The 22,942-nt window shown below is 71.5% G+C and carries 21 protein-coding genes and 1 pseudogene; 9 read left to right on the top strand and 13 right to left on the bottom strand.

What is annotated here, in order from left to right; translation table 11 throughout:
* Nucleotides 1-84: 84 nt before the first annotated feature.
* From AB3K78_RS01715 to truB, 4 genes are read right to left on the bottom strand one after another with little or no spacing between them, the layout of a single operon-like run.
* Complete coding sequence (locus AB3K78_RS01715; RefSeq protein WP_416445624.1) at nucleotides 85-1,038, bottom strand: bifunctional riboflavin kinase/FAD synthetase; 954 nt, start codon at nucleotides 1,036-1,038, stop codon at nucleotides 85-87.
* Nucleotides 1,025-1,486 (bottom strand): hypothetical protein, encoded by a 462-nt coding sequence (locus tag AB3K78_RS01710; RefSeq protein WP_416445622.1) that lies wholly within the window; start codon nucleotides 1,484-1,486, stop codon nucleotides 1,025-1,027. The genes AB3K78_RS01715 and AB3K78_RS01710 overlap by 14 nt, the downstream gene beginning before the upstream one ends.
* A 44-nt stretch (nucleotides 1,487-1,530) precedes the next feature.
* Entirely contained in the window at nucleotides 1,531-1,887 is a 357-nt protein-coding gene (locus tag AB3K78_RS01705; protein ID WP_416445620.1) for a hypothetical protein, read from the bottom strand.
* Nucleotides 1,884-2,855, bottom strand: a complete 972-nt coding sequence (gene truB, locus AB3K78_RS01700; protein WP_416445618.1) for a tRNA pseudouridine(55) synthase TruB — start codon at nucleotides 2,853-2,855, stop codon at nucleotides 1,884-1,886. The genes AB3K78_RS01705 and truB overlap by 4 nt, the downstream gene beginning before the upstream one ends.
* Before the next feature lie 109 nt (nucleotides 2,856-2,964).
* Between truB and AB3K78_RS01695 the strand changes: the two genes are divergently transcribed.
* Nucleotides 2,965-3,441 carry a DUF2871 domain-containing protein gene (locus AB3K78_RS01695; protein WP_416445616.1) on the top strand — a complete coding sequence of 159 codons (477 nt, stop codon included), beginning with the start codon at nucleotides 2,965-2,967 and terminating at the stop codon, nucleotides 3,439-3,441.
* 104 nt (nucleotides 3,442-3,545) lie between these two features.
* On the opposite strand, the gene AB3K78_RS01690 is transcribed toward AB3K78_RS01695, so the two are convergent.
* The gene (locus AB3K78_RS01690) at nucleotides 3,546-6,161 is read right to left on the bottom strand and encodes a hypothetical protein (RefSeq protein ID WP_416445614.1); all 2,616 of its coding nucleotides are present in this window, start codon (nucleotides 6,159-6,161) and stop codon (nucleotides 3,546-3,548) included.
* 198 nt (nucleotides 6,162-6,359) lie between these two features.
* On the opposite strand from AB3K78_RS01690, the gene AB3K78_RS01685 reads away from it, so the two are divergent.
* Both AB3K78_RS01685 and AB3K78_RS01680 read left to right on the top strand, forming a co-directional pair.
* Nucleotides 6,360-7,307 carry an A/G-specific adenine glycosylase gene (locus tag AB3K78_RS01685; protein WP_416445612.1) on the top strand — a complete coding sequence of 316 codons (948 nt, stop codon included), beginning with the start codon at nucleotides 6,360-6,362 and terminating at the stop codon, nucleotides 7,305-7,307.
* Nucleotides 7,308-7,367: 60 nt separating this feature from the next.
* The gene (locus AB3K78_RS01680) at nucleotides 7,368-7,805 is read left to right on the top strand and encodes a VOC family protein (protein WP_416445610.1); all 438 of its coding nucleotides are present in this window, start codon (nucleotides 7,368-7,370) and stop codon (nucleotides 7,803-7,805) included.
* Nucleotides 7,806-7,812: 7 nt separating this feature from the next.
* Here the strand turns inward: AB3K78_RS01680 and rbfA are convergent, their stop codons facing one another.
* The 5 genes from rbfA to AB3K78_RS01655 all read right to left on the bottom strand — a co-directional run bounded on the left by rbfA (nucleotide 7,813) and on the right by AB3K78_RS01655 (nucleotide 14,662).
* Nucleotides 7,813-8,373 carry a 30S ribosome-binding factor RbfA gene (gene rbfA / locus AB3K78_RS01675; RefSeq protein WP_416445608.1) on the bottom strand — a complete coding sequence of 187 codons (561 nt, stop codon included), beginning with the start codon at nucleotides 8,371-8,373 and terminating at the stop codon, nucleotides 7,813-7,815.
* 142 nt (nucleotides 8,374-8,515) lie between these two features.
* Entirely contained in the window at nucleotides 8,516-11,230 is a 2,715-nt protein-coding gene (gene infB / locus AB3K78_RS01670; RefSeq protein WP_416445606.1) for a translation initiation factor IF-2, read from the bottom strand.
* 57 nt (nucleotides 11,231-11,287) lie between these two features.
* Nucleotides 11,288-11,563, bottom strand: coding sequence for a YlxR family protein (locus AB3K78_RS01665; protein WP_416445604.1), 276 nt, complete (start codon nucleotides 11,561-11,563; stop codon nucleotides 11,288-11,290).
* Nucleotides 11,564-11,773: 210 nt separating this feature from the next.
* The gene (nusA, locus tag AB3K78_RS01660) at nucleotides 11,774-12,769 is read right to left on the bottom strand and encodes a transcription termination factor NusA (RefSeq protein WP_416445602.1); all 996 of its coding nucleotides are present in this window, start codon (nucleotides 12,767-12,769) and stop codon (nucleotides 11,774-11,776) included.
* A gap of 126 nt (nucleotides 12,770-12,895) precedes the next feature.
* Complete coding sequence (locus AB3K78_RS01655; RefSeq protein WP_416445600.1) at nucleotides 12,896-14,662, bottom strand: proline--tRNA ligase; 1,767 nt, start codon at nucleotides 14,660-14,662, stop codon at nucleotides 12,896-12,898.
* A gap of 53 nt (nucleotides 14,663-14,715) precedes the next feature.
* Between AB3K78_RS01655 and AB3K78_RS01650 the strand changes: the two genes are divergently transcribed.
* Both AB3K78_RS01650 and AB3K78_RS01645 read left to right on the top strand, forming a co-directional pair.
* Nucleotides 14,716-15,498 carry a phospholipid carrier-dependent glycosyltransferase gene (locus AB3K78_RS01650; protein ID WP_416445598.1) on the top strand — a complete coding sequence of 261 codons (783 nt, stop codon included), beginning with the start codon at nucleotides 14,716-14,718 and terminating at the stop codon, nucleotides 15,496-15,498.
* Between the two features lie 125 nt (nucleotides 15,499-15,623).
* Nucleotides 15,624-16,346 carry a hypothetical protein gene (locus tag AB3K78_RS01645; RefSeq protein WP_416447280.1) on the top strand — a complete coding sequence of 241 codons (723 nt, stop codon included), beginning with the start codon at nucleotides 15,624-15,626 and terminating at the stop codon, nucleotides 16,344-16,346.
* A gap of 21 nt (nucleotides 16,347-16,367) precedes the next feature.
* On the opposite strand, the gene AB3K78_RS01640 is transcribed toward AB3K78_RS01645, so the two are convergent.
* Entirely contained in the window at nucleotides 16,368-17,030 is a 663-nt protein-coding gene (locus AB3K78_RS01640; RefSeq protein ID WP_416445596.1) for a LuxR C-terminal-related transcriptional regulator, read from the bottom strand.
* Nucleotides 17,030-18,463 (bottom strand): PspC domain-containing protein, encoded by a 1,434-nt coding sequence (locus tag AB3K78_RS01635; RefSeq protein WP_416445594.1) that lies wholly within the window; start codon nucleotides 18,461-18,463, stop codon nucleotides 17,030-17,032. Before AB3K78_RS01635 ends, AB3K78_RS01640 begins: the two co-directional genes overlap by 1 nt.
* A 114-nt stretch (nucleotides 18,464-18,577) precedes the next feature.
* Here AB3K78_RS01635 and AB3K78_RS01630 point away from each other — a divergent pair, with 114 nt between their 5' ends.
* From AB3K78_RS01630 to AB3K78_RS01620, 3 genes are all read left to right on the top strand, one after another.
* Nucleotides 18,578-19,123 carry a PspC domain-containing protein gene (locus tag AB3K78_RS01630; RefSeq protein WP_416445592.1) on the top strand — a complete coding sequence of 182 codons (546 nt, stop codon included), beginning with the start codon at nucleotides 18,578-18,580 and terminating at the stop codon, nucleotides 19,121-19,123.
* Complete coding sequence (locus tag AB3K78_RS01625) at nucleotides 19,102-20,049, top strand: hypothetical protein (RefSeq protein WP_416445590.1); 948 nt, start codon at nucleotides 19,102-19,104, stop codon at nucleotides 20,047-20,049. Before AB3K78_RS01630 ends, AB3K78_RS01625 begins: the two co-directional genes overlap by 22 nt.
* Before the next feature lie 67 nt (nucleotides 20,050-20,116).
* Nucleotides 20,117-20,539 (top strand): hypothetical protein, encoded by a 423-nt coding sequence (locus AB3K78_RS01620; protein ID WP_416445588.1) that lies wholly within the window; start codon nucleotides 20,117-20,119, stop codon nucleotides 20,537-20,539.
* A gap of 188 nt (nucleotides 20,540-20,727) precedes the next feature.
* Here the strand turns inward: AB3K78_RS01620 and AB3K78_RS01615 are convergent.
* Nucleotides 20,728-22,243: pseudogene (locus AB3K78_RS01615) on the bottom strand (sensor histidine kinase).
* 228 nt (nucleotides 22,244-22,471) lie between these two features.
* Here AB3K78_RS01615 and AB3K78_RS01610 point away from each other — a divergent pair.
* On the top strand, nucleotides 22,472-22,933 hold the full coding sequence (locus AB3K78_RS01610; RefSeq protein ID WP_416445586.1) for an Rv3235 family protein: 462 nt from the start codon (nucleotides 22,472-22,474) through the stop codon (nucleotides 22,931-22,933).
* Nucleotides 22,934-22,942: the final 9 nt, after the last annotated feature.

Below are 22,942 nucleotides of genomic sequence, written 5' to 3'. Positions count from 1 at the left end.
GTGCGCGAGAGCCTTCGCGAGTCGGCCTGACGTCGTGCGTGGCACGGCGGCGCGACCCGGATCGATGGTCTCGCTGCGATTCTATCAGGCCGCGGGATCGACCAGGTGCAGGATCCGGCGCGTCTCGGCGACGTCCTCGCACATCCGCTCGATCAGCGCCTCGATCCCGGTGAACGCGACCATGCCGCGGAGGCGCGCGACGAAGCGCACTTCGATCGATGCGCCGTAGAGATCTCCCGAGAAGTCGAGCAGGAACGCCTCGACGCGGGACTGCGCGTGCGGGGTGAAGGTCGGGTTGTTGCCCACCGAGATGGCGGCCGGGTGCGTCTCGCCGTTCACGGTCGCCCACCCGGCGTACACGCCGTCGGCGGGCACGAGCCCCTCGACCGTGCCGCCGAGGTTCGCGGTGGGGAAGCCGAGCTCGCGTCCTCGCGCATCGCCGTGCACCACCTCGCCGCGCACGGCGACGGGGCGCCCGAGCAGCCGCCCGGCCCGTTCGACGTCCCCGTCGGTGACGGCCTCGCGCACCCGCGACGACGAGATGCGGCCGAGCTCGGGATCGTCGATCGACCCCATGAGCTCCACCGTGAATCCGAGCCCGGGTGCGAGCTCGCGCAGCAGCGCCACATCGCCGAGCCCCCGGTGCCCGAAGCGGAAGTCCTCGCCGACCACGATGCGGCGCGCGCCGAGGCGGGCCACCAGGATGTCCCGCACGAAGTCCTCCGCGGGCACGGCGGCGAGCGCACCGTCGAAGTCGACCATCACGCAGGTGGTCACGCCGGTCTCGGCGATCGCCTCGAGCCGCTGCTCGGCGCTCATGACCGGCTGCGGGCACGCTTCGGGGCGCAGGAGGCTCAGCGGATTGCTGCGGAAGGTGAACACGACCGACTCGGTGCCGTCGGCCTCGGCGGCGGCCGCGAGGCGGCGCAGGATCGCCTGGTGCCCCAGGTGGACCCCGTCGAACTTGCCGATCGCGACCGTGCTGCCGTTGGGCATGCCGCCCTGGGGCAGCGCGTCGAGCGATTCAATGCGCCGCATGCTGCGCTCCGTTCCGCTCGGGTCGCGCGGAGCGCGACAGCCAGACGAGCCCGAGCACCGGCAGCACGAGCGGAATGAAGAGGTATCCGGCACCGAACCAGGACCACACCGAGGGGTGCGCGAACCACTGCGGCACGGCGAAGCTCAGCACGCCGACGAGCAGCACGCCGATCAGCTCGAAGCCGATGGCGACCCAGGCCACGGTGCGCCACGCGCCGCGGCGCTTGATCAGGGCGACGGAGGCGACGATGTAGACGATCCCGGCGACGGCCGAGAGGCTGTAGGCGACGGGCGCCTCGTCGAACTTCGAGACGATCTGGTAGACCGATCGGAACGTCGCCGCGATCGCGAGCACGAGGTACACCGCGACGAGCACGCGACCTGCGCCGCGCAGCTTCTCGGTGGAGTCGGCTGGGGCGAGGGCGTCACGGGTCTGCGAATCTGGCACGGCTTCCAGTGTATCCGCCGGCCGGAGGCCCTCCTCCGCGGGGGTCACCCCCAGATGACCTGCATACGGTAGGTCATCACGGCGACCGAGACGAGCACGACCACGAGGACGAGATTGGCGGTGCGGCTGCGATCGACGAGCGCCCAGAAGCTCGCCGCGAACGGCAGCGCGAGCGCGACGATCAGGTACATCCAGAACTCGAGCGGGTCGCCCGCCGGAGCGTTCCCGACCGCGGGCGCGACGATCGCGATGATCACCTGCACGAGCAGCAGCACTCCGGCCAGCAGGGTCGCGCCCAGCGCGAAGTCGTTGGGAGCGCTCTTGCGCAGGAACACCACGAGACAGGTCGCGGCCCCGGCGAGGGCGACGGCCATCTGGAGGATCGTGAACCAGAGGATCATGCCGCACTGTTCCCGTCGACGGGCACCGGGAAGTTCGTGACGACTCGGGTGCGTCCGCGCTTGACCTCGACGAGGCCGATGAGGCGGTCGTCGGGAGCGACGGCCGCGGCGAGCTTCGTGTCGGGCGCATCGACCTCGAGCCGCTTGCCGTTGCCGAGATCGACGGCCTGTGCTGCGGTGAGCCGCACCACCGGGAACAGCCGAGCGGCCACCTCGGTCGGGGTGAGCAGCGGGCCGGGGTCGCCCGCCGCCAGCCGCTCGGTGCTCACCGCGTCGGCGACCGAGAACGGGCCGACCTCGGTGCGGCGGAGGGCGGTGAGGTGGCCCCCGACGCCGAGCGCCGCGCCGAGGTCCCTGGCGAGCGCTCGAATGTAGGTGCCCGAGGAGCACTCCACCACCGCGTCGACGTCGATCACGGGCTCCCCGCCCGGTCCCGTCGCGATGCGGGGCTCGCCCAGCTCGAAGCGGTGCACGGTGACCGGTCGCTTCTTGAGCTCGACGGTCTCGCCGGCCCGCACCCGGTCGTAGGCGCGCCGGCCGTCGACCTTGATCGCGCTCACGGCGCTCGGCGACTGCTCGATCGCACCGGTGAGCTCGGCGGCGGCGGCGCGGATCCGTTCCGGCGCTTGCGCGAGGGCCGCGATGGCGGCGGGGTCGGCGATCCCGATCGCCTCGCTCTCGCGGTCGTCGGTGACGGTCGCGATCCCGAGGCGGATGGTCGTGGCATAGACCTTGTCGAGCCCGACCAGGTGCGTGAGCAGTCGGGTCGCCGGGCCTGTGCCGAGCACCAGCAGCCCCGTCGCCATCGGGTCGAGCGTGCCCGCGTGGCCGACCTTCTTGAGGCCGAGCGCGCGTCGGGTCTTCGCGACCGCGTCATGGCTCGTCCAGGTCTCGGCCTTGTCGACGAGCAGGATCCCGTTGGGGGCGTCAGTCTTCTGCGGGGCGGTCCCCGCGCTCTCGGCGTGCATCGCCGTCCAGCTTATCCGGCCGACCCGGCGCGGCCGCGGCCGGCGCTTCGCACGGATTTCCCTATTTCGGACGATGCGGCGGCCCTGCGACGCGGCCGAGCATGGAGGCATGAGGAAAGCACTGCACCACCTGTTCGTCTCCGCGTTCGTCTACGGCGGCCTCGCGCTCGCCTCGGGTCTCTTCTTCCGCGAGTTCACCAAGGCGAACGGATTCCCGGAGGGCGGGGTCACCCAGCTGGGACTCGCGCACACGCACCTGTTCTCGCTGGGCTTCTTCCCGTTCCTGATCCTCCTCGGACTGGAACGGGCGTTCCGCCTGTCGGCCGCGCCGAAGCTCTTCGCCTGGTTCCTCTGGCTCTACCATGCGGGCATCGTCGTCACCGCCGGCATGCTGGTCGTGCACGGCACGCTCACGGTGCTCGGGATCGCGTCCTCCCCGATGATCTCCGGGATCGCGGGCCTCGGCCACATCGCTCTGACCGCCGCGATCATCGTGCTGTTCTTCCTGATCCGTGCGGCGATCAGGCGCACCCCGGCGGACGACGCGGGTGCCGTTCCCCCGCCGTCGGAGCTCCGCGGCGCCTGATCGCCGACGCGCGAACCGGGACTCCCCGCGCGCGAACGCACCGGGCGGTGGTCTCCGAGGAGACCACCGCCCGGCTCCCGCGCCGTCGCGCCGGACGAACCCGGTTATGCCCGGCGTCGTCGCGCGACCAGCAGGGCTCCGCCGCCGATCGCCAGCAGCGCCAGCGCGCCGAGTGCGAGGCCGCCGAGGTCGCCCGCTCCGGTCACAGGCAGCGATCCGTCGCCGTTGGCTGCGGCGTCGCTCGTCGAGCCCTTCGTGCTGCTCGACCCGGCCGCCGTGTCGGTGCCGTTCGCGGAGCTCGCGCCGGCCGCCGAACTCGCGCCGTTCGCCGAACTCGTGCCGTTCGCCGAGCTGGTGCCGGCCGCCGAGCTGGTCCCGTTCGCCGAGCTCGTGCCGTTCGCGGAGCCAGTGCCGTTCGCCGAGGCGTTGCTTCCGTTCGGGCAGGCCGCAGTGGTGAAGGTCGTCTCCCGGCTCTCGATGCCGTCGACCGTCTGCACGACGGTGTACTCGGTTCCGCAGGTGAGTCCGGTCGCCGTCCACTTGCCGGTCTCGTCGACGGGGCCGGTCGCGACCTCGGCGCCCGCACCGTCGCGAACCGTGAAAGTGCCGCCGGCCGTTCCGGTGCCGCTCACCGAGGTGGCCTCGGTGCCGGTGACCCGGGGAGCCGCGGGGATCGAGCTCTCGGCGTTCGGATCGATCGACGAGTACTGCGAGGTGAAGCCGTTCGCGTCGACCGTCTGCAGGCGGATGTGGCCGCCCGTGTGCCCCTTCGCCGGCAACGTGACCCGGTCACCGGGGCGCACGTCCTCGACCTTGCCGAGGTACACCTCGGCGTGGTCGTCGGCGGTCCAGTAGACGTGGAGGGTCACGGGCGCCGTCGCGTCGTTGTTGCCCGGCAGGTTCTGCGCGGGCTTCGTCGCGGTGAAGGTCGCCTGGTCGGCGTCGCCGTCGATCGAGACCTGGTCGGCACGGTAGGTCTGCACGGTGTTGTTGCTCACCGTGTCGCCCACGTTCCAGAGGAACCAGTAGGCGCTGTGCTCGACGTCGGTGGTGAGGCTGCCGCGCGTGTGCTCGCCGAAGGTGTTGCCCGCGACGAGGAGCTTGCCGCGCGCGTTGTGCACGATCGGCGCTTGCGAGCCGCCCTCGCGGTCCGCGAGGTAGTTCCAGCCGAAACCGTCGATCGCGTTGCCCACGACCGTCCAGCCGACGCTCGCGTCGTTCGTCGCTGCGTTCGCGGAGTTGTAGACCGCCCAGTGGTTGAACGAATCGGCGCGCATGTACGGGTCGTCGTTCTTCTGCGTCAGCGTGTTCCCTGACACGACGTTACCGGTCCCCGGTGCGTCGATGCGGATCGCCGAGCGCGAGACCGCGGCGTTGAGGTTCTTGAGCGTGTTGCCCGAGATCGACACGTTCTTCGCCGAGGAACCCTCGACGCGGATCGTGTCGAGCGCGTACAGGTGCTCGAAGAAGTTGCCGCTCACCTGCACGCCGTCCAGCGAACGGCCGAGCTGCAGCGCGGCGGCTCCACCGTCGACGGTGTTCGTCACGGTGTTGCCCGTGAACCGCGCGTCCGACACCGATCCGCGGAAGACCGCGCCCCCGGCGTAGTCGATCCGGTTGTCCGAGAAGTCGAGCCCGGCGAACTCCGCGGTGTTGTCCGACACGACACGACCCAGGTTCTTCGCGTCGGTTCCGACGAACTTCGTGCCGGTGATCTCGGTACCGGTCAGCTTCTGGCCTGCACCGTAGAAGTGCACGCCTTCCTTGCCCGGCGACTGGAACGTCGAGTCGGCGATCTTCACGCCCGTGGCGACGACACCGGGGTTGATGAAGAGGCCGTGGGAGGGCGAGGTCTCCTCGAGCGCACCCAGCGTGCTGTTCGAGACCGCGAAGCCGTTCACCACCGAGTCGTCCTCGAACATGAGATGGCCCCAGTTCTCGACCCCGCGGCTGACGAGGCCATCGATCACGGTGTTCGTCACCGTGGCCTTGTTGTCGACCACGACGCTGCCCCAGTAGGGGCTGTAGATCGTGGTGTCGACGATCCTGGTGTCCGCCGCGCCGTCGAGCAGCAGCACCCCGACCTCCTGCACCGGCGAGGTGGGATCCTCCAGGTGCACGCCGTCGATCACCGTGCCCGCGCCGCGGACGGCGATGCCGGACTCCGCCGCCCGCAGGTTCTTGAGGTTGCTCAGCGAGACGTTGTCGGACTTCACGTAGATGCCGGCGAGGTGGGATCCGTCCTGGTCCTCGATCCCGTCGAGATTCGTGAAGTCGATCGAGACGGGAACCTTGGCGTCGACGACGTACCTCGCGCCGTTCGCAGTGTTCTCCGAGCCCGGATTGAGCACGGTCGTCGACATGCTGTTCCCGGCGTTGACGGAACCGGGGAAGGCGATCTGCCCGGTCCCGGCGAGCGACGGAGCGAAGTCGATCTTCACCCCGTCCGGGTTGGACGAGGCGTTGGCGATCTCGAGCGCCCCGCGCAGCGTGCAATCCGTCCCGCCGGCCGTCGCCGCGCAGGTGCCCGCACCGGCGTTTCCGCCGAGTCCGAGGCTGGTGACGGTGATGGTGTCCGCTGCCGCGTTCGCCGCCGATACCGGCACCACAGCGCCCGCAGCGACCGTCGCGAGCCCGAGCGTCAGGACGAGCGCGCTCCGAGCGGCGCCGCTGCGCGCACGCCCGGGCAGGTTGCCCGATCCGCCTGTTCGATTCCCCATGTTCTCCCCAATTCGTGTGTGAGTCGTCGAGGCCGCGCGCGCCGATTCTGCGGGCGGTCCCCCGCAGTACCCAAGCAGTTCCCAGGCCCCGCACTGCGGTTCTCCAGCAAAATGACCCCCGTTCCGGGGACACGCGATCCTCCCTGCACCGACGTCGCTCCCCGGCGGACCCGTCGGTGCTCCTCCTAGACTGGTCGGGTGCCGACTCCCCCAGCTCCCGCGGTCCCCGCGGCTTCCGCGAACGACGGCATCGCCCCCGCGCTGATCCGCTGGTTCGACGGCGCCGCGCGCGATCTCCCCTGGCGCGACCCGGCCGCGTCCCCCTGGGCGGTTCTCGTGTCCGAGTTCATGCTGCAGCAGACCCAGGTCGACCGCGTCCTGCCCCGCTATCTCGAGTGGATGGAACGCTGGCCGACGCCCGCGGCGCTCGCGGCAGCCGAACCGGGCGAGGCGCTCCGCGCCTGGGATCGGCTCGGCTACCCCCGTCGGGCGCTCTGGCTGCACCGGGCCGCGCAGCAGATCACGGACGAGCACGGCGGCGAAGTCCCCCGGGACGTCGATACGCTGCTGTCGCTCACCGGGATCGGACCCTATACCGCGCGCGCCGTCGCAGCCTTCGCCTTCGGCGACCGGCACCCCGTCGTCGACACGAACACCCGGCGGGTGCTCGCCCGCGCCGTGCACGGGCGAGCGGCGGCGGGCATGCCCGCACCGCAGGATCTCCACGACATGGAGCAGCTGCTGCCCGAAGGCGAAGCCGCCGCACAATCGTTCAACGCCGCCGCGATGGAGCTGGGCGCGATCGTCTGCACGGCGCGCGCACCCCGGTGCGATCTCTGCCCCATCGCCGAGCTCTGCGAGTGGCGCGGCGCGGGCTACCCCGAGAACGCACCAGGCAAACGCCCCAGGCAGGCGAAGTTCGAGGGCAGCGACCGCCAGGCTCGCGGACGCGTCATGGCCGCGCTGCGCGCGGCCCACGGCCCGATCCCCCGCGATGCAGCGCTCGCCGCCGCCCGCGGCGAAGTCGCCGAGGCCCCGCAGCGGGATGGTGTCCGCGGCTCCCGAGAACAGGCCGAGCGGGCGCTCACCACGCTCCTGGCCGACGGGCTCGTCGTCGCGGACGACGACCGGATCCGGCTACCCTGACCCGCACCTGCCACGCGGTCGGCCTGGTTCCGCGCGCACGCCGGGACTAGCATGCCCGGCATGAGCATCAGACTGGAGAACGTCGGCATCGCCGTGCGCGACCTCGAGGCGACCATCGCCTTCTTCACCGACCTCGGCCTCACCGTCCTCGGGCGCGACGAGGTCAGCGGGGATTGGGCGGACACCGCCGTCGGCTTGGACGGCAACCACGCGCGCATCGCGATGCTGCAGACCCCCGACGGGCAGGGCCGTATCGAGCTGTTCGAGTATCTGCACCCCGACGCGATCGAGACGGAACCGACGCTGCCGAACGAGATCGGGATGCACCGGGTCGCATTCGCCGTCGACGACATCGAGGCATCGCTCGCGATCGCCGCCGCTCACGGCTGCTTCCCGCTGCGCGGAGTCGCGAACTACGAGAACGTCTACAAGCTCAGCTATCTGCGCGGGCCGAGCGGCATCATCGTGATGCTGGCCGAGGACCTGCGGAAGAGCTGACCCGGGCTCAGCGCCCCGCGGCGCCCGCTTCGGGCTCGTCGTCGAGGTCCTCGTCGGTGTCGTCGAGGTCCTCGTCGTCGAAGTCGTCGTCCACCTCTTCGTCGAGCGCCTCGAGATCGTCGTCCTCGTCGTCCGAGTCGTCGGCGGCCTCGGCCTGCGGCTTCGAGTAGGGGTCGGCTTCGCCCGCGTACTGCGCGTTGGCCGCGAGCGCCTGAGCGGCCTCGTCGCGCTGCTTCGCCTCGGCCAGCAGCACCGAGAGGTGTTCCGCGGTCTCGGGCAGCTCGTCGTGGATGAACTCGAGCGTCGGCGTGAGGCGCGTTCCGAGCTGACGCCCGACCTCGCTGCGGAGCATGCCCGTCGCCGCCTTGAGCGCCGCCGCCGAGTCCTGCTGCTCGTCCTCGCTGCCGTAGACGGTGTAGAAGACGCTCGCGTGCTGCAGATCGCCCGTGACGCGCACGTCGGTGATCGTCACGAAGCCGAGCCGCGGATCGCGCAGCCCCTTCTCGAGACGTCGAGCGATGATCTGCTGGATCCGCTCCGCAACCTTGCCAGCCCTGGGATTTGCCATGCCCCCAGCCTACCGTGCGCGGTCGGCGGACGCGCCCGGAGTCGGCCTCGAACCGGCATTCGCACGGGAGCCTGACGGGCCGCGAAAACGGGTGCGGCCCGGGAGCCGAAGCTCCCGGGCCGCACCCGTTCGGGTCGAGCGACTAGTCGCGCGCCTTCTCCACCATCTCGGTGGTCTCGATCTCGTCACCGATCTGGATGTCGTTGTACTTGCCCAGACCGATACCGGCCTCGAAGTCGGTCTTGACCTCGGTCACGTCGTCCTTGAAGCGACGCAGCGACTCGATGGCCAGGCCGTCGGCGATCACGACGCCCTCGCGGATCACGCGCGCCTTGGCGTTGCGCGTGATGGTGCCGCTGCGGACGATGACGCCGGCGATGTTGCCGAACTTCGACGAGCGGAACACCTCGCGGATCTCCGCCACACCCGACTGGACCTCTTCGTACTCGGGCTTGAGCATGCCCTTGAGCGAAGACTCGATGTCGTCGAGCGCGTTGTAGATGACGTTGTAGAACCGGATGTCGATGCCCTCGCGCGCTGCGCGCTCGCGGGCCTTGACGTCGGGGCGCACGTTGAAGCCGATGACGATCGCGTTGTCGATCGTCGCCAGGTCCACATCGGACGCGGTGATCGCGCCGACGCCGCGGTGCAGGATGCGCAGCTGGACCGAGTCGTCGACCTCGATCTTCATGAGCGACTCCTCCAGCGCCTCGACGGCACCGGCGACATCGCCCTTGATGATCAGGTTGAGGGACTCGACCTTGCCGTCCTCGAGGGCCTTGGTGAACTCCTCCAGGCTGAGGCGCTTGCGCGCCTTCGCCAGCTGGGCGTTGCGCTCCACGGCCTCGCGCTTCTCGGCGATCTGGCGTGCGGTGCGGTCATCGCTGGTGACGATGAAGTTGTCGCCGGCGCGGGGCACCGAAGACAGACCCTGCACCTGGACCGGACGCGACGGCAGCGCTTCGAGCACGGTCTCGCCGTTCTCGTCGTGCATCGCACGGACGCGACCGTAGGCCGTGCCCGCGACGATCGCGTCGCCGACGCGCAGGGTGCCCGACTGGATGAGGACGGTCGCGACCGAGCCGCGGCCCTTGTCGAGCTTCGCCTCGATGGCGACGCCTCGAGCGTCCTTGTCTGGGTTCGCGCGCAGGTCGAGACCGGCGTCGGCGGTCAGCAGGACCGCGTCGAGCAGCTCGGTGATGCCCGTGCCGTTCTTCGCCGAGACGTCGCGGAACATGACGTCGCCGCCCCATTCCTCGGAGACCAGACCGAACTCGGTGAGCTGCTGGCGCACCTTCTCGGGGTTCGCACCCTCCTTGTCGACCTTGTTGACCGCGACCACGATCGGCACTCCGGCCGACTGCGCGTGGTTCAGCGCCTCGATCGTCTGGGGCATGATGCCGTCGTCCGCCGCGACCACGAGGATCGCGATGTCGGTGACCTGCGCACCACGGGCACGCATGGCGGTGAACGCCTCGTGACCCGGAGTATCGATGAAGGTCAGCGCGCGGTCGATGCCGTCGTGCTCGGTGTGCACCTGGTACGCACCGATGTGCTGCGTGATGCCGCCGGCCTCGCCGCCGCCCACGTTCGCCTTGCGGATCGCGTCGAGCAGTCGGGTCTTACCGTGATCCACGTGGCCCATGACGGTGACCACCGGGGGCCGGGGCTGCAGGACGTCGTCGCCCTCTTCTTCGAGCTCCGCCTCGATGTCGATGTCGAAGCCCTCGAGCAGCTCGCGGTCCTCGTCCTCGGGCGAGACGATCTGGATCTTGTAGCCCAGCTCGTCGCCGAGGATCTCGAACGTCGCCTCGTCGAGCGACTCCGTCGCCGTCGCCATCTCTCCCAGGTGGAACAGGATGGTGACGAGGTTCGAAGCGCTCGTGTTGATCTTGTCGGCGAAATCGCTCAGCGATGCGCCGCGGCGCAGACGGATCGGGGTCGATCCGTTGCCGCGGGGAACCTGGACGCCGCCGATCGAGGGCGCCTCGCGCATCTCGAATTCAGCGCGCTTCGCCCGCTTCGACTTGCGTGCCTTGCTCTTGGAGCCGCCACGGCCGAACGCGCCCGCGGTACCGGCACCTCGGCCGCCACGACCACGACCCGCGAAGCCGCCGCCGGGACGCGGGCCGGCGAAACCGCCGCCCGCACCGGGTGCGCCGCCGCCACCGGGACGGTTGAAGCCGCCACCGCCGCCGGGACGACCGGGGCCGCCCGGACGACCGGGGCCGCCCGGACGACCGGCGCCAGCGCCGCCGCCCTGCGGGCGCGGAGCGGGCCGGGGGATGTTGCCGGGGTTCGGGCGGTTGCGGCCCATCCCCTGGTTGGCCGCGAACGGGTTGTTCCCCGGACGCGGCGGACGCGGGATGCCCATGCCCTGGCTGCTCGCGAACGGGTTGTTCCCCGGACGCGGGCCAGCGGGCTTGGGAGCGCCGGGCTTCGGGGCCGCAGCGGGCTTGGGAGCACCGGGCTTCGGAGCACCGGCGGACTTCTCGGCAGCCGGGGCGGCCGGAGCCGCGGGCTTCGAGGGTGCGGCGGGAGCCGCGGGCGCAGCAGCGGCAGGGGCCGCCGGGGCCGGCTCGGGCTTCGCGGGCGCGGCGGGCTTCGCCGGGCCGGGACGCGGGCCCGCAGCGGGCTTCTTCGGCGCGGGCTTCGCCGCCGCCGGTGCATCGCCTTCGGCGCCGGGCTTGGCGACGCCGTCCGCCTCGAGGGCGGCCTTGACCTTGCGCGCCACCGGGGGCGCGACACTGGACGAGGACGCCTTGACGAACTCGCCCATATCCTTCAGCTTGGCCAGGACGACCTTGCTATCGACACCGAGCTCTGCAGCGATCTCGTGTACGCGTGGGTTTGCCACTTTTCTCCTGTCTGGGTTCACGCCAGACAGGCGAGAACCATGATTATCGGACGGGCCTCATCGTGAGCCGCTCATTAGTTGTCCATGAGTGTTTTCAGCCTGTTCTCTAAGGGGGCTGGCATCGGGTTTCCCCGATGCCCTGAGTGCACGCGCGAATGATCCGCGCGACACCGCGAGTTCGAGACACCTGCGCGTGGGATGCACCCACGCGCCGCGCCCGGGAAGCGCCGCGCGCTCATCGACCATGAGCCGACCCCCGCGCAGCACGACTCGGAGCAACTCTGCACGTTCCGCACGTTGGCGGCACGCAACACAGGTCCGAACCGCAACCATCTTACCAGCTTCCCACTTGCACGTCTTCCCCGGCGCGTTGCGCCCCGGGGCGGAGGAGGCGCCGCCGACCAGCGGCCGGCGCCGCCTCCTCCGCAGTCTCGATTCAGTCGTTCATGATCGAATCGGGCTGGATGCGCCGATCCGGACGTTCCGCGTCGGGCTTCGCCGCTCCGCGAAACGCGCTCAGATCGACATCCTGCCCGATCGGTCTCAGTCGTTCATGATCGAATCGGGCTGGATGTCGATCTTCGCGCCCGTCAGCTTCGCGGCGAGACGGGCGTTCTGCCCCTCCTTGCCGATCGCGAGGGACAGCTGGAAATCGGGCACCAGCGCGCGCACCTGCTTGAGCGACTCGTTCAGCATGAACACGTCCGTCACCTTCGCGGGCGACAGCGCGTTCGCGACGAACGCGGGCAGCTCGGGCGAGTAGTCGACGATGTCGATCTTCTCCTCGCCGAGCTCGCTCATGACGGCGCGCACGCGACGCCCCATCTCGCCGATGCAGGTGCCCTTGGCATTGATACCGGGCTGCATCGCGCGGACCGCGACCTTGGTGCGGTGACCGGCCTCGCGAGCGAGCGAGACGATCTCGACCAGGCCGGAGGCGAGCTCGGGCACCTCGAGCTCGAAGAGCTTGCGGACGAGCCCGGGGTGGGTGCGCGAGACGACCACCTGGGTGCCCTTGAGGCCCTTCGAGACGCTCGTGACGTAGACGCGGATACGAGCGCCGTGCGGGTACTCCTCGCCGGGGGCCTGCTCCTCGGGGGGCAGGATCGCCTCGACGTCGCCGAGCGAGACGTGGATCATGCGCGGGTTCGGGCCCTGCTGCACGACACCGGAGACGATCTGCCCCTCCTTCTCCTTGAAGGCGAGGAGCACGGCATCGTCCGAGAGATCGCGCAGGCGCTGGCCGATGACCTGCTTGGCGGCGCTCGCGGCGATGCGGCCGAACTCGTCGGTCGTGACGTACGCCTCGCCGATGACCTGGCCGTCCTCGTCGAGCTCGGGAACGAGCACGGAGATGTCGCCGGTCTTGCGATCGAGCGTCGCACGCACGTCGTCGGCGCGGGGCACGGGGATGTTCTGGTTCTCGGCGTGGCGCAGATAGGCGGACTGCACCGCCTGCTCGATGATCTCCACCAGCTCGTCGAACGGGATCTCCCGTTCACGCTCGATCTGTCGAAGCGTGACAAGTGGAATCTGCACGGTGGCCTCCTTATTCAGCTGTGGGACCCGCGCTCGCGGGTCAAACGCCTAGGATACCGCACTTCCCCGAAACGGCACAGGCGGCGGCCCTCCGGGGCCGCCGCCTGTGCGCGGGTGCGGAACGGATCAGGCGCCGAACAGCGCGGGCACCTCGGCCAGCGCGACCTTCTCCTTGGCGCCCGCTGCGCGATCCCAGACCTCGGCGAAGCCCTCGGTCGCGTCGCGGCCGACCACGACCACGCGAGGGACGCCGAGCAGCTCGGCGTCGCCGAACTTCACGCCGGGCGACACCTTGGGGCGGTCGTCGAACAGCACCTCGACGCCCGCCGAGTCGAGGTCGGCGGCGAGCCGCTCGGCGAGGGCGAACACCTCGGGGTCCTTGCCGGTCGCGACCAGGTGCACGTCGAAGGGCGCGATCGCGCGGGGCCAGATCAGGCCGCGATCGTCGTGGTGCAGTTCGGCGAGGATCGCCATGATGCGGGTCACGCCGATGCCGTAGGAGCCCATGGTCACCGTGACGAGCTTGCCGTTCTCGTCGAGCACCTTGAGTCCGAGCGCTTCGGCGTACTTGCGCCCGAGCTGGAACACGTGGCCGATCTCCATGCCGCGCGCGGTCGAGATGGGACCCGAGCCGTCGGGCGCGGGATCCCCGTCACGCACTGCGGCGACCTCGGCCGTGCCGTCGGCGACGAAATCGCGGCCGGCGACCAGGTAGGCGACGTGCTTCTCGTCGGCGTTGGCGCCCGTGATCCAGGACGTGCCGGGCACGACGCGGGGGTCGAGCAGGTAGCGGATCCCGGTCGCGGACTCCTCGCCGAGCACGGGCGCGTCGAGCGTCCCCGGGCCGATGTAGCCCTTGACGAGCCCCGGGTGCTTCGCGAAGTCGGCCGCGGTGGCGGGCTCGACCTCGAAGCCCCCGAAGGCGACCTCGGCGCGCTTCAGATCGGCCTCGCGATCGCCCGGGATGCCGACGACCACGATCGAGCGCTCGCCTTCCGGCGAGGTGATCGCGAGCACGACGTTCTTGAGGGTGTCCGCCGCGGTCCACGCACGGCCGTCCTCGCGCGGCAGGACGGCGTTCGCGTGCGCCACGAGGGTCTCGATCGTCGGGGTGTCGGGCGAGTCGAAGACCTGCGCAGCGGGCTGGCCGTCGAACGGGATCGACTCGGGCACGGGAGTGACGTACGCCTCGACGTTCGCGGCGTACCCGCCCGCCGAGCGCACGAAGGTGTCCTCGCCGATCTCGATCGGCAGCAGGAACTCCTCGCTGCGCGACCCGCCCATGGCGCCGGCGTCGGCCGACACGATGACGTACTCGAGGCCGAGGCGCTGGAAGATGCGCTCGTAGGCGTCGCGCTGCTTCTGGTAGCTGGCGTCGAGACCCGCGTCGCTCACGTCGAAGGAGTAGGCGTCCTTCATCGTGAACTCGCGACCGCGCAGGAGGCCGGCGCGGGGGCGCGCCTCATCGCGGTACTTGTCCTGGATCTGGAACAGCATGAGCGGCAGATCCTTGTAGGAGGAGACGATGTCCTTCACCATCACGGTGAACGCCTCCTCGTGCGTCGGAGCGAGCAGGTGGTCGGCGCCGTGCCGATCCTGCAGGCGGAACATGGTCTCGCCGTATTCCTCCCAGCGGCCCGTCGCCTCGTACGCCTCGCGCGGCAGCATCGCCGGGAAGTGCACCTCGTGGGCGCCCGCGGCGATCATCTCCTCGCGCACGATCTGCTCGATGCGGGCCTTCACGCGCAGGCCGAGCGGCAGCCAGGCGAACACGCCCGGCGACTGGCGCCGGATGTAGCCGGCGCGCACCAGCAGCTTGTGGCTCGCGACCTCGGCATCCGCCGGATCCTCGCGAAGCGTCTTCAGGAAGTAATTGGACAGACGAGTCAGCACGACCCCAATGCTACCCGCGAGGGATCCCCCGGCGCGCACCGTAGGGTGGAACCATGTCGAGCACCGAGCGGCTTCTCTTCCGGATGCGCCGCCTGGCGCCGGTGCTGGTGCTGCTGCTCGCGGCCGCGCTCCGTCTCTGGGCGCTCGCCCGCCCCGGCACCCTCGTCTTCGACGAGCTCTACTACGTGCGCGACGCGATCAGCCAGCTCGCTCACGGGTACCCGACCACGTGGCCGAACGACGACCCCGCGCTCACGGCGGCGAGCGCGCACGCGTTCACCGATGCCGCGTCGAACGCGGTGCATCCGCCGCTCGGAAAGTGGCTGATCGGCCTGGGCGTGCTCCTGTTCGGCCCCGACACCGGCTGGGGATGGCGGATCTCGGCCGCGGTCGCGGGCGTCGCCACCGTGGGCGTCACGATGCGGCTGGCATGGCGCATGACCCGCAGCCTCGCGATCGCGTGCATCGCCGGGCTGCTGCTCTCGCTCGACGGCGTCCACGTGGTGCTCAGCCGCGTCAGCCTGCTCGACGGCTTCCTCGCGCTCGCCATCGCGCTCGGCGCGCTGTTCATGTGGAGGGACCACGAGCAGACGGGCCGCGTGCTGCGCGAGTCCGCGCTGAGCGGCGCCCGCTTCGCACCCCTGGTGTGGCGACGTCCGTGGCTGCTGGCGGCGGGTCTCACGTTCGGCGCCGCCGCGGGGATCAAGTGGTCCGGCCTCTATCCGCTCGCGGCGTTCCTCGTGCTCGTGGTCGTGCAGGATCTGCTGCGCCGGCTCCGCCTGGGCGCCAGGACCCCCTGCTCGATGCGCTCGCGCAGGCGTTCATCACGGGGCTGATCGCGCTGCCGGCCGCGGTCCTCGCCTACCTCGCGACCTGGATCGGCTGGATCGTGACGCCCGGCGGCTGGGACCGCACCCCGAAGGGATCCTGGTGGTCGGATCTGCTGCGATACCACTCCGACATGCTGGCCTGGCACGGGTCGCTCTCGGCTCCGCATCCGTACGCGTCGCACCCCATCACCTGGCCGCTCGATCTGCGCCCGACGGCGATGTACCTGCAGCAGATCTCGCAGGGATCCGCCTGCCCTTGGACGGGCGGATGCGTCTCGGTGGTGTCGACGCTGCCCAACGTCGTCGTCACCTGGGGCGGGGTGCTCGCGCTGCTCGTGCTGATCTGGCTCGTGCTCCGCACGGCGACCGGCGCCGCCAGCCCGGTGCGGGCCGCGGGCCGGGTCGCCGCTCGCGCAGCTCGCGCCAGGCCGGCGGCGGAGCGCGCCTTTCCGCCGCGTCACCGCATCGCGCGATCGCTCGTCGCGAGTCCGCTGATGCCTGCCGCCGCGTTCGTGCTGGTGGGCTACGCCTCGGGCTGGCTGCCCTGGCTGCTCACGGTGAAGCGCAGCGCCGTGTTCGAGTTCTACGCGGTCGTCCTGACCCCGTTCTCCGCGATCGGCCTCGCGCTGGTGCTCGGCATGCTGTGGGGCATCCCGATCCGGTCGGAGCGGGCCTCGGCGCGCGGCATGCGGCTCGACGGGAGCCGGGAGTCGCTGCTCGGCCGGCGGCTGACGGTCGCACTCGTGCTCGGCTTCGCGGTCGCACTCGGCGCGTTCTTCTTCCCCGTCTGGTCGGGGATCCCGATGTCGGAGTGGTTCTGGCAGGCGCACCGCTGGCTGCCCGGATGGGACTGACCCGGGCGCCGGCCGTCGGCGCTACAGCAGTCGCCGGCTGAGCGCCCACGCGGTGAGCTCGTGCCGGTTCGAGAGCTGCAGCTTGCGCAGCACGTTCGACACGTGCGTCTCGACCGTCTTGACCGAGAGGAAGAGCTCCGCGGCGACCTCCTTGTAGGCGTAGCCGCGCGCGATCATCCGCATGACCTCCTGCTCGCGTGCCGACAGCCGGTCGAGCTCGTCGTCCGCCTGCGCCGTCTCGCCGGTCCCGGCTCCGAAGGCGTCGAGCACGAAGCCCGCGAGCCGGGGCGAGAACACCGCGTCGCCGCCCCGCACCCGCACGACCGCGGCGGTTACCTCCGCGCCCGAGGCCGTCTTCGTGAGGTAGCCGCGCGCTCCGGCGCGGATCACGCTGACGACGTCGTCGGCCGCGTCCGACACGCTGAGCGCCAGGCAACGCACGCCGGGGACGCCCGCGGTGCGCCGCAGCACCTCGGCTCCGCCGCCGCCCGCTCCTCCCGGCAGGTGGACGTCGAGCAGCACGACCTCGGGGCGCTCCCGCTCGATGATCTCGACCGCCGCATCGACGTCGGCGGCCTCCCCGATCACCTCGAGCTCCGGCCCGAGTTCCGCCCTGAGGCCGGTCCGGAAGATCTGGTGGTCGTCGACGATCACCACCCGGATCGCCTGGTCCTGCGTCTCCATCAGCGTTCCGCCCTCTCGTTCGTCTCGTCCTGCGGCACGGGCATCGGCATCGTGAGCCGCACGGAGGTGCCGGTGCCGCCCGGTCCCGGCACGATCCTGGCCGTGCCGCCGGCGCGCTCCATGCGTCCGAGGATCGATTCCCGCACGCCCATCCGCCCCTCGGGCAGCTCGGCCGGGTCGAGCCCCGGCCCGCGATCGGTCACGTCGACCGAGACGCGATCCTGTCCCGTCTCGATGTAGACCGTCGCCTCGCCGCCGGCGTGCCTGGCCGCGTTGAGCATCGCTTCCTTCGCCGCAGCGACGATCGGGTCGGGTGCGACGCCGCCGGAACCGACCACCACGAGCTCGAAGCGCACGGCGTGCTCGGCCTCGAGCGCCGCCGCGTGCGCGCGCAGCGAGGCCGCGATCTCCGTCCGTTCCTCGGGACCGCCGCCGTCGGCCCCGCGGAACAGCCACTCGCGCAGTTCGCGCTCCTGGCCGCGGGCGAGGCGGGCCACCTCGCTCCCCGGTTCGGATCGCTGCTGGATCAGCGCCAGCGTCTGCAGCACGGAGTCGTGCAGGTGGGCGGCGATCTCGGCGCGCTCGGCCTCGCGGGCGCGACCCGAGCGCTCGGCGATCAGCTCGCGGTTCACGCGGAGCACCCAGGGGGCGATGGCGAGCGCGACGCCGATGAGCACGGCGACCGCCGCCGCGATCACGGTCCAGGCGCTGGGCTGCTTGGCCGTGACGAAGAACATGAGGACCCCGACGGCGACCAGCGCGAGGGCGCCGAGCACCCGCGGCACCTGGTTGCGCTCCGGCCGATCGCGGTCGGCGATCTGCCACCAGGCGAGACCGACGCCCACGAGGACGGCCAGGCCCGGCAGGATCACCTCGAGCCGCAGGTCGACGCCGAGCTGCGTCAGCACGAGCGCGAGACCCGCGATCAGCAGGCTCGCGCCGAGGACGACCTCGGCGATCGGCCGCCGCGCGGCCGGCTCGCGTGCGTCCGCTGGGGCCGGCTCCGACGGTGCCGGCACCGACGAGGCCGCCGCGGTCGGGGCGTGCGTCTTCTGGGCGGGCGTCGTCGGGGCGGACGCTGTCTGCGCCGTCGACTTCGCGGCTGAGGTCCTGGCCGCGGACGGCTCGGCCACGGAGGCCTTCCCGGCCGCGGACGGCGAGGGAGCGGGCCCGGGGGTGCCCGCGGCGCCCCGGTCGGCCGCCGGACGCGTCAGCACGCGACGCATCGGGATGATCCCCTCGTCGGCGCCGGCCCGCGGCACGGTCGCCCAGAACCACAGATAGAGGATCCCGCCCGCACCGCTCGCGAGCAGGAGCGCCGCGAACACGATCCGCACGCCCGCGACCGGGACTCCGAGGTGCACCGCGAGCCCGGCGCAGACGCCCGCGAGCAGGCGGCCGTCGTCGGGTCTCGTGAGAGCGGGGCGATCCATGCCTCCATCCAAGCATCCGGGACCGGGAATCGGGGTGCTCGGGGGCGGGAATGGGGGTCCGCTCAGGGTGATCCCCCATAGCCGCGTCGATCGACCCGAGGCCAGACTCGAAGCATGAACGAAACGACTCCCCCTCCCGGAACTCCCGGCGGCCCCGGCACCCCCGGCGCCGGCCCCGCGGGCACCCCCGGCGGACGCCCCTTCGCGGCCGGCTTCTTCGACTGGATCCGCGGCCTCCGGGTGCAGCGCAGCGACGACCGCTGGTTCGCCGGCGTCGCCTCGGGCATCGCGGCGCGCTTCGGGATCGACCCGCTGATCGTTCGCGGCGTCTTCGTCGTGCTCGCGCTGCTCGGCGGCCCGGGGATCCTGCTCTACCTGGCCGGCTGGCTCCTGCTGCCCGACACGCTCGGACGCATCCACCTCGAGGAGGTCTTCCGGGGGCGAGCCTCGGCCGGGATGCTGACCGTCACGATCATCCTCGCGACGCTCGTCTTCATCCCGGTCGTCATCGGGCTCCTCGTCCCCTCCGTCGCCGGGGTGCCGAACCTCGGCCTCTGGCACTGGGACCTCTGGGGGCGCTCGGGATCCCCGAGTGGCTCTCCGGCACGATCGCCTGGCTCTGCTGGGTCGCGATCATCGTGCTCGGCGTCGTCTGGTTGAGCCGCGCGTTCGGCGGCCAGCGCCATCCGGCCGCACCCGGGCAGCCGTCGCAGCCCGGCGATCCCGCTCAACCCGGCGCCGCCGGCGCCCCCGGCGCCCCTCGCGCTCAGCAGGATCCCGCGGCCTCGTTCGGACAGCAGACCCGCGACTTCGCCGACCGTGCCGAAGCCTGGGGCCAGCGCACCGGGGAACGCGCCGAAGCCTGGGGGCAGCAGTTCAGCGAGCGCGCGAACGCCTGGGGCGAGCGCGCGGGCAGACGAGCCGACGAGTGGACCGCCGACGTCAACGCCCGCTCCGCCGCATGGACGGCGCAGCACCGTGCCGAGCAGCGCGCCACGCGGCTCGGTCCCGTGCACACGGTGCTCACCCTCGCACTCGCCTTGCTCGCCGCCGGCGCCACGGCGCTGTGGGCGCAGCAGACGCAGGCACTCGGCGCCTCGCACATCCCGGGCGACACCGCCGGTGCCGTGCTCGCCTCGATGATCGCGGCCCTCGTCGTGCTCGCGCTCTCGCTCGTCGTCGCCGGCATCCGCGGCCGCCGCACCGGCTGGATCGGGTTCCTCTCCGCCTGCGGCGTCGTCGCGGTCCTGTTCGCCGCGGTGCTCCCCTGGGGCAGCCGATTCCAGCCCTTCGGGCACCTCGACGCCGGGGCCGAAGCTCCCGCGACGGTCATGCTCGCTGGGACCACCGTGCTCGACCTCGGATCCCTCGACTCCCGGCAAGCCGGTGAGGACTACGAGGTGTGGGTGCTCGCCGGCAACGCGAAGGTGCAGCCCCCGCCGACCGGCCCGCGCGGGTGCGCGTCGAGGTCGGCGCGGGCAACATCACCGAGCAGCGCGACGGCATCGATTTCAAGCAGTCCGGCCCGCTCGTGGCGCGCACGATCGAGACCGGTGCCGGCGAGCCCGGCCCCACCACTCGCGTGACCGTCCGCGTGCTCGGAGGCAACGTGACCGTCGTCGATCCGGCGACGTCGAACCAGGGAGGCACCCGATGAGCGACCAGGATCCGACCGCACCGATCGATCCCGCAGACCCGGTCGGCGCCGCGCCGCGAGCGGGCGAGGTGCCGCACGAGAACGCCGCGGACGCTGGCACGGAGTCCGCCTCCGCGGATCCCGCGGCTCAGACCGCGGCGGATCCCTCGGCGCCCGGCGCGGCGGCGCACGCCGCTCCGACGCAGGCCTTCGCCCCGGTGCCGCCGGTCGAGCCGCACCGTCGCGTACGCACCGGCCCCATCGTGTGGGGATCGCTGATCCTCGCGTTCTGCGCCTTCGTGGTCCAGGTGTCCCTCGCCCCGGGCACGGTCGACCCGGCCGTGTGGATCTCGGGCACCGTGCTCGGGCTCGGCGTGCTCCTGCTCGGCGTCAGCGCCGGGATCCTCGCGCGGAACGCACGGGAGCGACGCCGGAGCTGACTGCCCGGGGCCGCCGGCTTCCGGTGAAGCGCACGCCCCCGGCCGGATGCCCCGGCTCTCGCATCGAGGTGCCCCGTGTTGCGGTTGTGATTCGTCACAACCGCAACACGGGGCACCTCGACGAAATGAGTCAGGGCGGCGCGAGGAGGCGCAGACGCAAGCGCTCCCGCGTACCTTCCCCTCTGCCGCTACGCGCTGACGCTGACCCGCGGGATCTCGCGGGTGTCGGTGCGGATCCAGTGCAGCGGTACCTCGATCGCGACCCGGGTGCCGCCCCGGGCGTCGGACCCCCAGGAGATCGACCCGCCGAGCTCGCCCTCGATGAGGGTGCGCACGATCTGCGTGCCGAGTCCGTCGCCGACCCGGCCGTCGGGCAGACCGGAGCCGGTGTCGATGACCTCGACCGCGAGCCGGTCGTCGGTGCGGTCGGCCCGGATGATGACCTCCCCTCGCGACCCGCGAGACCGTGCTCGACCGCGTTGGTCACGACCTCGGTCAGGGCGAGCGCGAGCGGCGTCGCGTACTCCGAGGGCAGCTCTCCGAACTGGCCTTCCTTGCTCGGGTGCACGGTGGTGCCGTGCAGGCTCGCGACCTCGGCCGCCAGTCCGAGCACGCGGTCGAAGACCACGTCGAAGTCGACGATCTGCGAGAGCCCGGTCGACAGCGTGTCGTGCACGACCGCGATGGCCGCGACGCGGCGCATGGCCTGGCCGAGCACCTCCTTGGCCTCCTCGCTGCGCGCGCGACGGGCCTGCACTCGCAGCAGCGAGGCGACGGTCTGCAGGTTGTTCTTCACCCGGTGGTGGATCTCGCGGATCGTCGCGTCCTTGGTGATGAGCTCCTGCTCCTGCTGGCGCAGGTCGGTCACGTCGCGGGTCAGGATGATCCCGCCGGCCCGCTCTCCGTCGCGGATCACCGGGATCGATCGGAGGGTCACCACGCGGCCCCTCGCCTCGATGTCGGCGCGCTTCGCGATCTTGCCCTGGGTGATGAGCGGCAGGGACTCGTTGGTGTCGAACTGGCCCTTCAGCAGTTCGGCGAGCACCTCGCTCAGCTTCTCGCCCTCGAGCTCGTCGCGGTAGCCCAGCAGGGTGAAGGTGGTCTGGGTGTTGGGGCTCGCGAAGGTGACCTCGCCGTCGGTGGCGACGCGCACGAGGCCGTCCGCGGCCCGGGGTGCGCCGCGCTCGCGGCCCTTGGTGGTGCCCGGCGACGGGAAGAGCCCGTGCTGGATCATGGAGAAGAGATCGGAGGCGCACTCGCGGAACGCGGCGCCGATGCGCGAGGCGCTCTGCTGGTCGGCGCTGCTCGTGTGCAGCGTGACGACCGCGAACGGCCCCTGCAGCCGTCCCTGCTCGTCGCGACGGCTCACCGAGAACGCGGTGAGGTTCATCGGGTTCTCCTCGTACCAGGCCGGAGAGGTGGAGACGACCGGGGCCCGGGTGGTCATGGCCTCGTCGACGAGGTCGCGCCAGTCGGGACGCAGGAAGTCGCCGATCACGTCCCGGTAGAAGAGCGTGACCGAACCCGCCGGGCGGCTGTGCGCGACCGCGAGGTACTCCCCGCGTCGGTCGGCGCCCACAGCACGACGTCGCCGAGCGCGAGGTCGGCGAGCAGCGGCCAGTCGAGCACGAGCAGATCGAGCCACTCGATCTCCTCCTGGCTGAGGTTCGAGTACTTCTCGGCGAGATTCTGCAGCGTCGACACGGGATCAGCCTAACGTTTCGCGCGGCGGCCCCGGAACGCGGCGAGCGTGCCCGACCGAGCGAGCAACCGGGCGCAGACACCGAATGCACGGAAGCACCGTGCGCGAACACGCTTGACCGTCGATTGATCCGGTTTTCTAGGGTTGAAGGCATCCGCTCGCACGCCGCCCGGCGCTGCGAGCGGATCCGGGGTCTGTGGGGGACGTCCATCACGTTTCGAGAGGATCCCGTGCCCGATACCCGCATGCGCTCGCGCGCCCACCAGCACTCGCCCCCGCACCGGCACCGACGGCCGTCGAGCTCCGACCACCACTTGCAGTGGCCGAAGCCGCAGGAACCGGTGCCCGCCGACATTCCCGAACCGCCGCCCCGCCTGATCCGGAACCTCGCGGTCCGCGCGTTCGAGGTCATCGACGGGACCCGGACCGCGGCGCAACTGGGCCCCTGGATCACGCCGCTCGTCGCCCGGCGCCTCGAACGCCTCCGGGCGATGCACGAGGAGCGCCGCCGCGTGCTGGGCGATCAGCGCCGCTCGGTCCCGGAGGCCGGTCCCGCGCACATCACGCGGCCGCGCCCGAACGTCGCCGAGGCGTCCGTCACACTGCACACGGCGATGCGCGCCTACGCGGTACCGATGCGCCTCGAATACCTGCGCAGGCGCTGGATCGCGACCTCGCTGACGGTGCTGTGAGCCGTCCGC

It is taken from the genome of Leucobacter sp. HNU (assembly GCF_047946755.1).
Taxonomy (GTDB): Bacteria; Actinomycetota; Actinomycetes; order Actinomycetales; family Microbacteriaceae; genus Leucobacter.
Note: the sequence above shows the minus strand (reverse complement) of the source record. Positions and strands in the feature narration are given on the sequence as shown.

Bases quoted from the DNA above. Each gene is read 5' to 3' on its own strand.
- AB3K78_RS01650 (WP_416445598.1), top strand. From the start codon at position 14,716: ATGTCGAGCACCGAGCGGCTTCTCTTCCGGATGCGCCGCCTGGCGCCG.
- AB3K78_RS01695 (WP_416445616.1), top strand. From the start codon at position 2,965: ATGAGGAAAGCACTGCACCACCTGTTCGTCTCCGCGTTCGTCTACGGC.
- AB3K78_RS01635 (WP_416445594.1), bottom strand. From the start codon at position 18,463: ATGGATCGCCCCGCTCTCACGAGACCCGACGACGGCCGCCTGCTCGCG.
- AB3K78_RS01680 (WP_416445610.1), top strand. From the start codon at position 7,368: ATGAGCATCAGACTGGAGAACGTCGGCATCGCCGTGCGCGACCTCGAG.
- AB3K78_RS01665 (WP_416445604.1), bottom strand. From the start codon at position 11,563: ATGGTTGCGGTTCGGACCTGTGTTGCGTGCCGCCAACGTGCGGAACGT.
- AB3K78_RS01715 (WP_416445624.1), bottom strand. From the start codon at position 1,038: ATGCGGCGCATTGAATCGCTCGACGCGCTGCCCCAGGGCGGCATGCCC.
- rbfA (WP_416445608.1), bottom strand. From the start codon at position 8,373: ATGGCAAATCCCAGGGCTGGCAAGGTTGCGGAGCGGATCCAGCAGATC.
- AB3K78_RS01630 (WP_416445592.1), top strand. From the start codon at position 18,578: ATGAACGAAACGACTCCCCCTCCCGGAACTCCCGGCGGCCCCGGCACC.
- AB3K78_RS01705 (WP_416445620.1), bottom strand. From the start codon at position 1,887: ATGATCCTCTGGTTCACGATCCTCCAGATGGCCGTCGCCCTCGCCGGG.
- AB3K78_RS01620 (WP_416445588.1), top strand. From the start codon at position 20,117: ATGAGCGACCAGGATCCGACCGCACCGATCGATCCCGCAGACCCGGTC.
- AB3K78_RS01645 (WP_416447280.1), top strand. From the start codon at position 15,624: ATGCTGGCCTGGCACGGGTCGCTCTCGGCTCCGCATCCGTACGCGTCG.
- AB3K78_RS01690 (WP_416445614.1), bottom strand. From the start codon at position 6,161: ATGGGGAATCGAACAGGCGGATCGGGCAACCTGCCCGGGCGTGCGCGC.
- truB (WP_416445618.1), bottom strand. From the start codon at position 2,855: ATGCACGCCGAGAGCGCGGGGACCGCCCCGCAGAAGACTGACGCCCCC.
- AB3K78_RS01640 (WP_416445596.1), bottom strand. From the start codon at position 17,030: ATGGAGACGCAGGACCAGGCGATCCGGGTGGTGATCGTCGACGACCAC.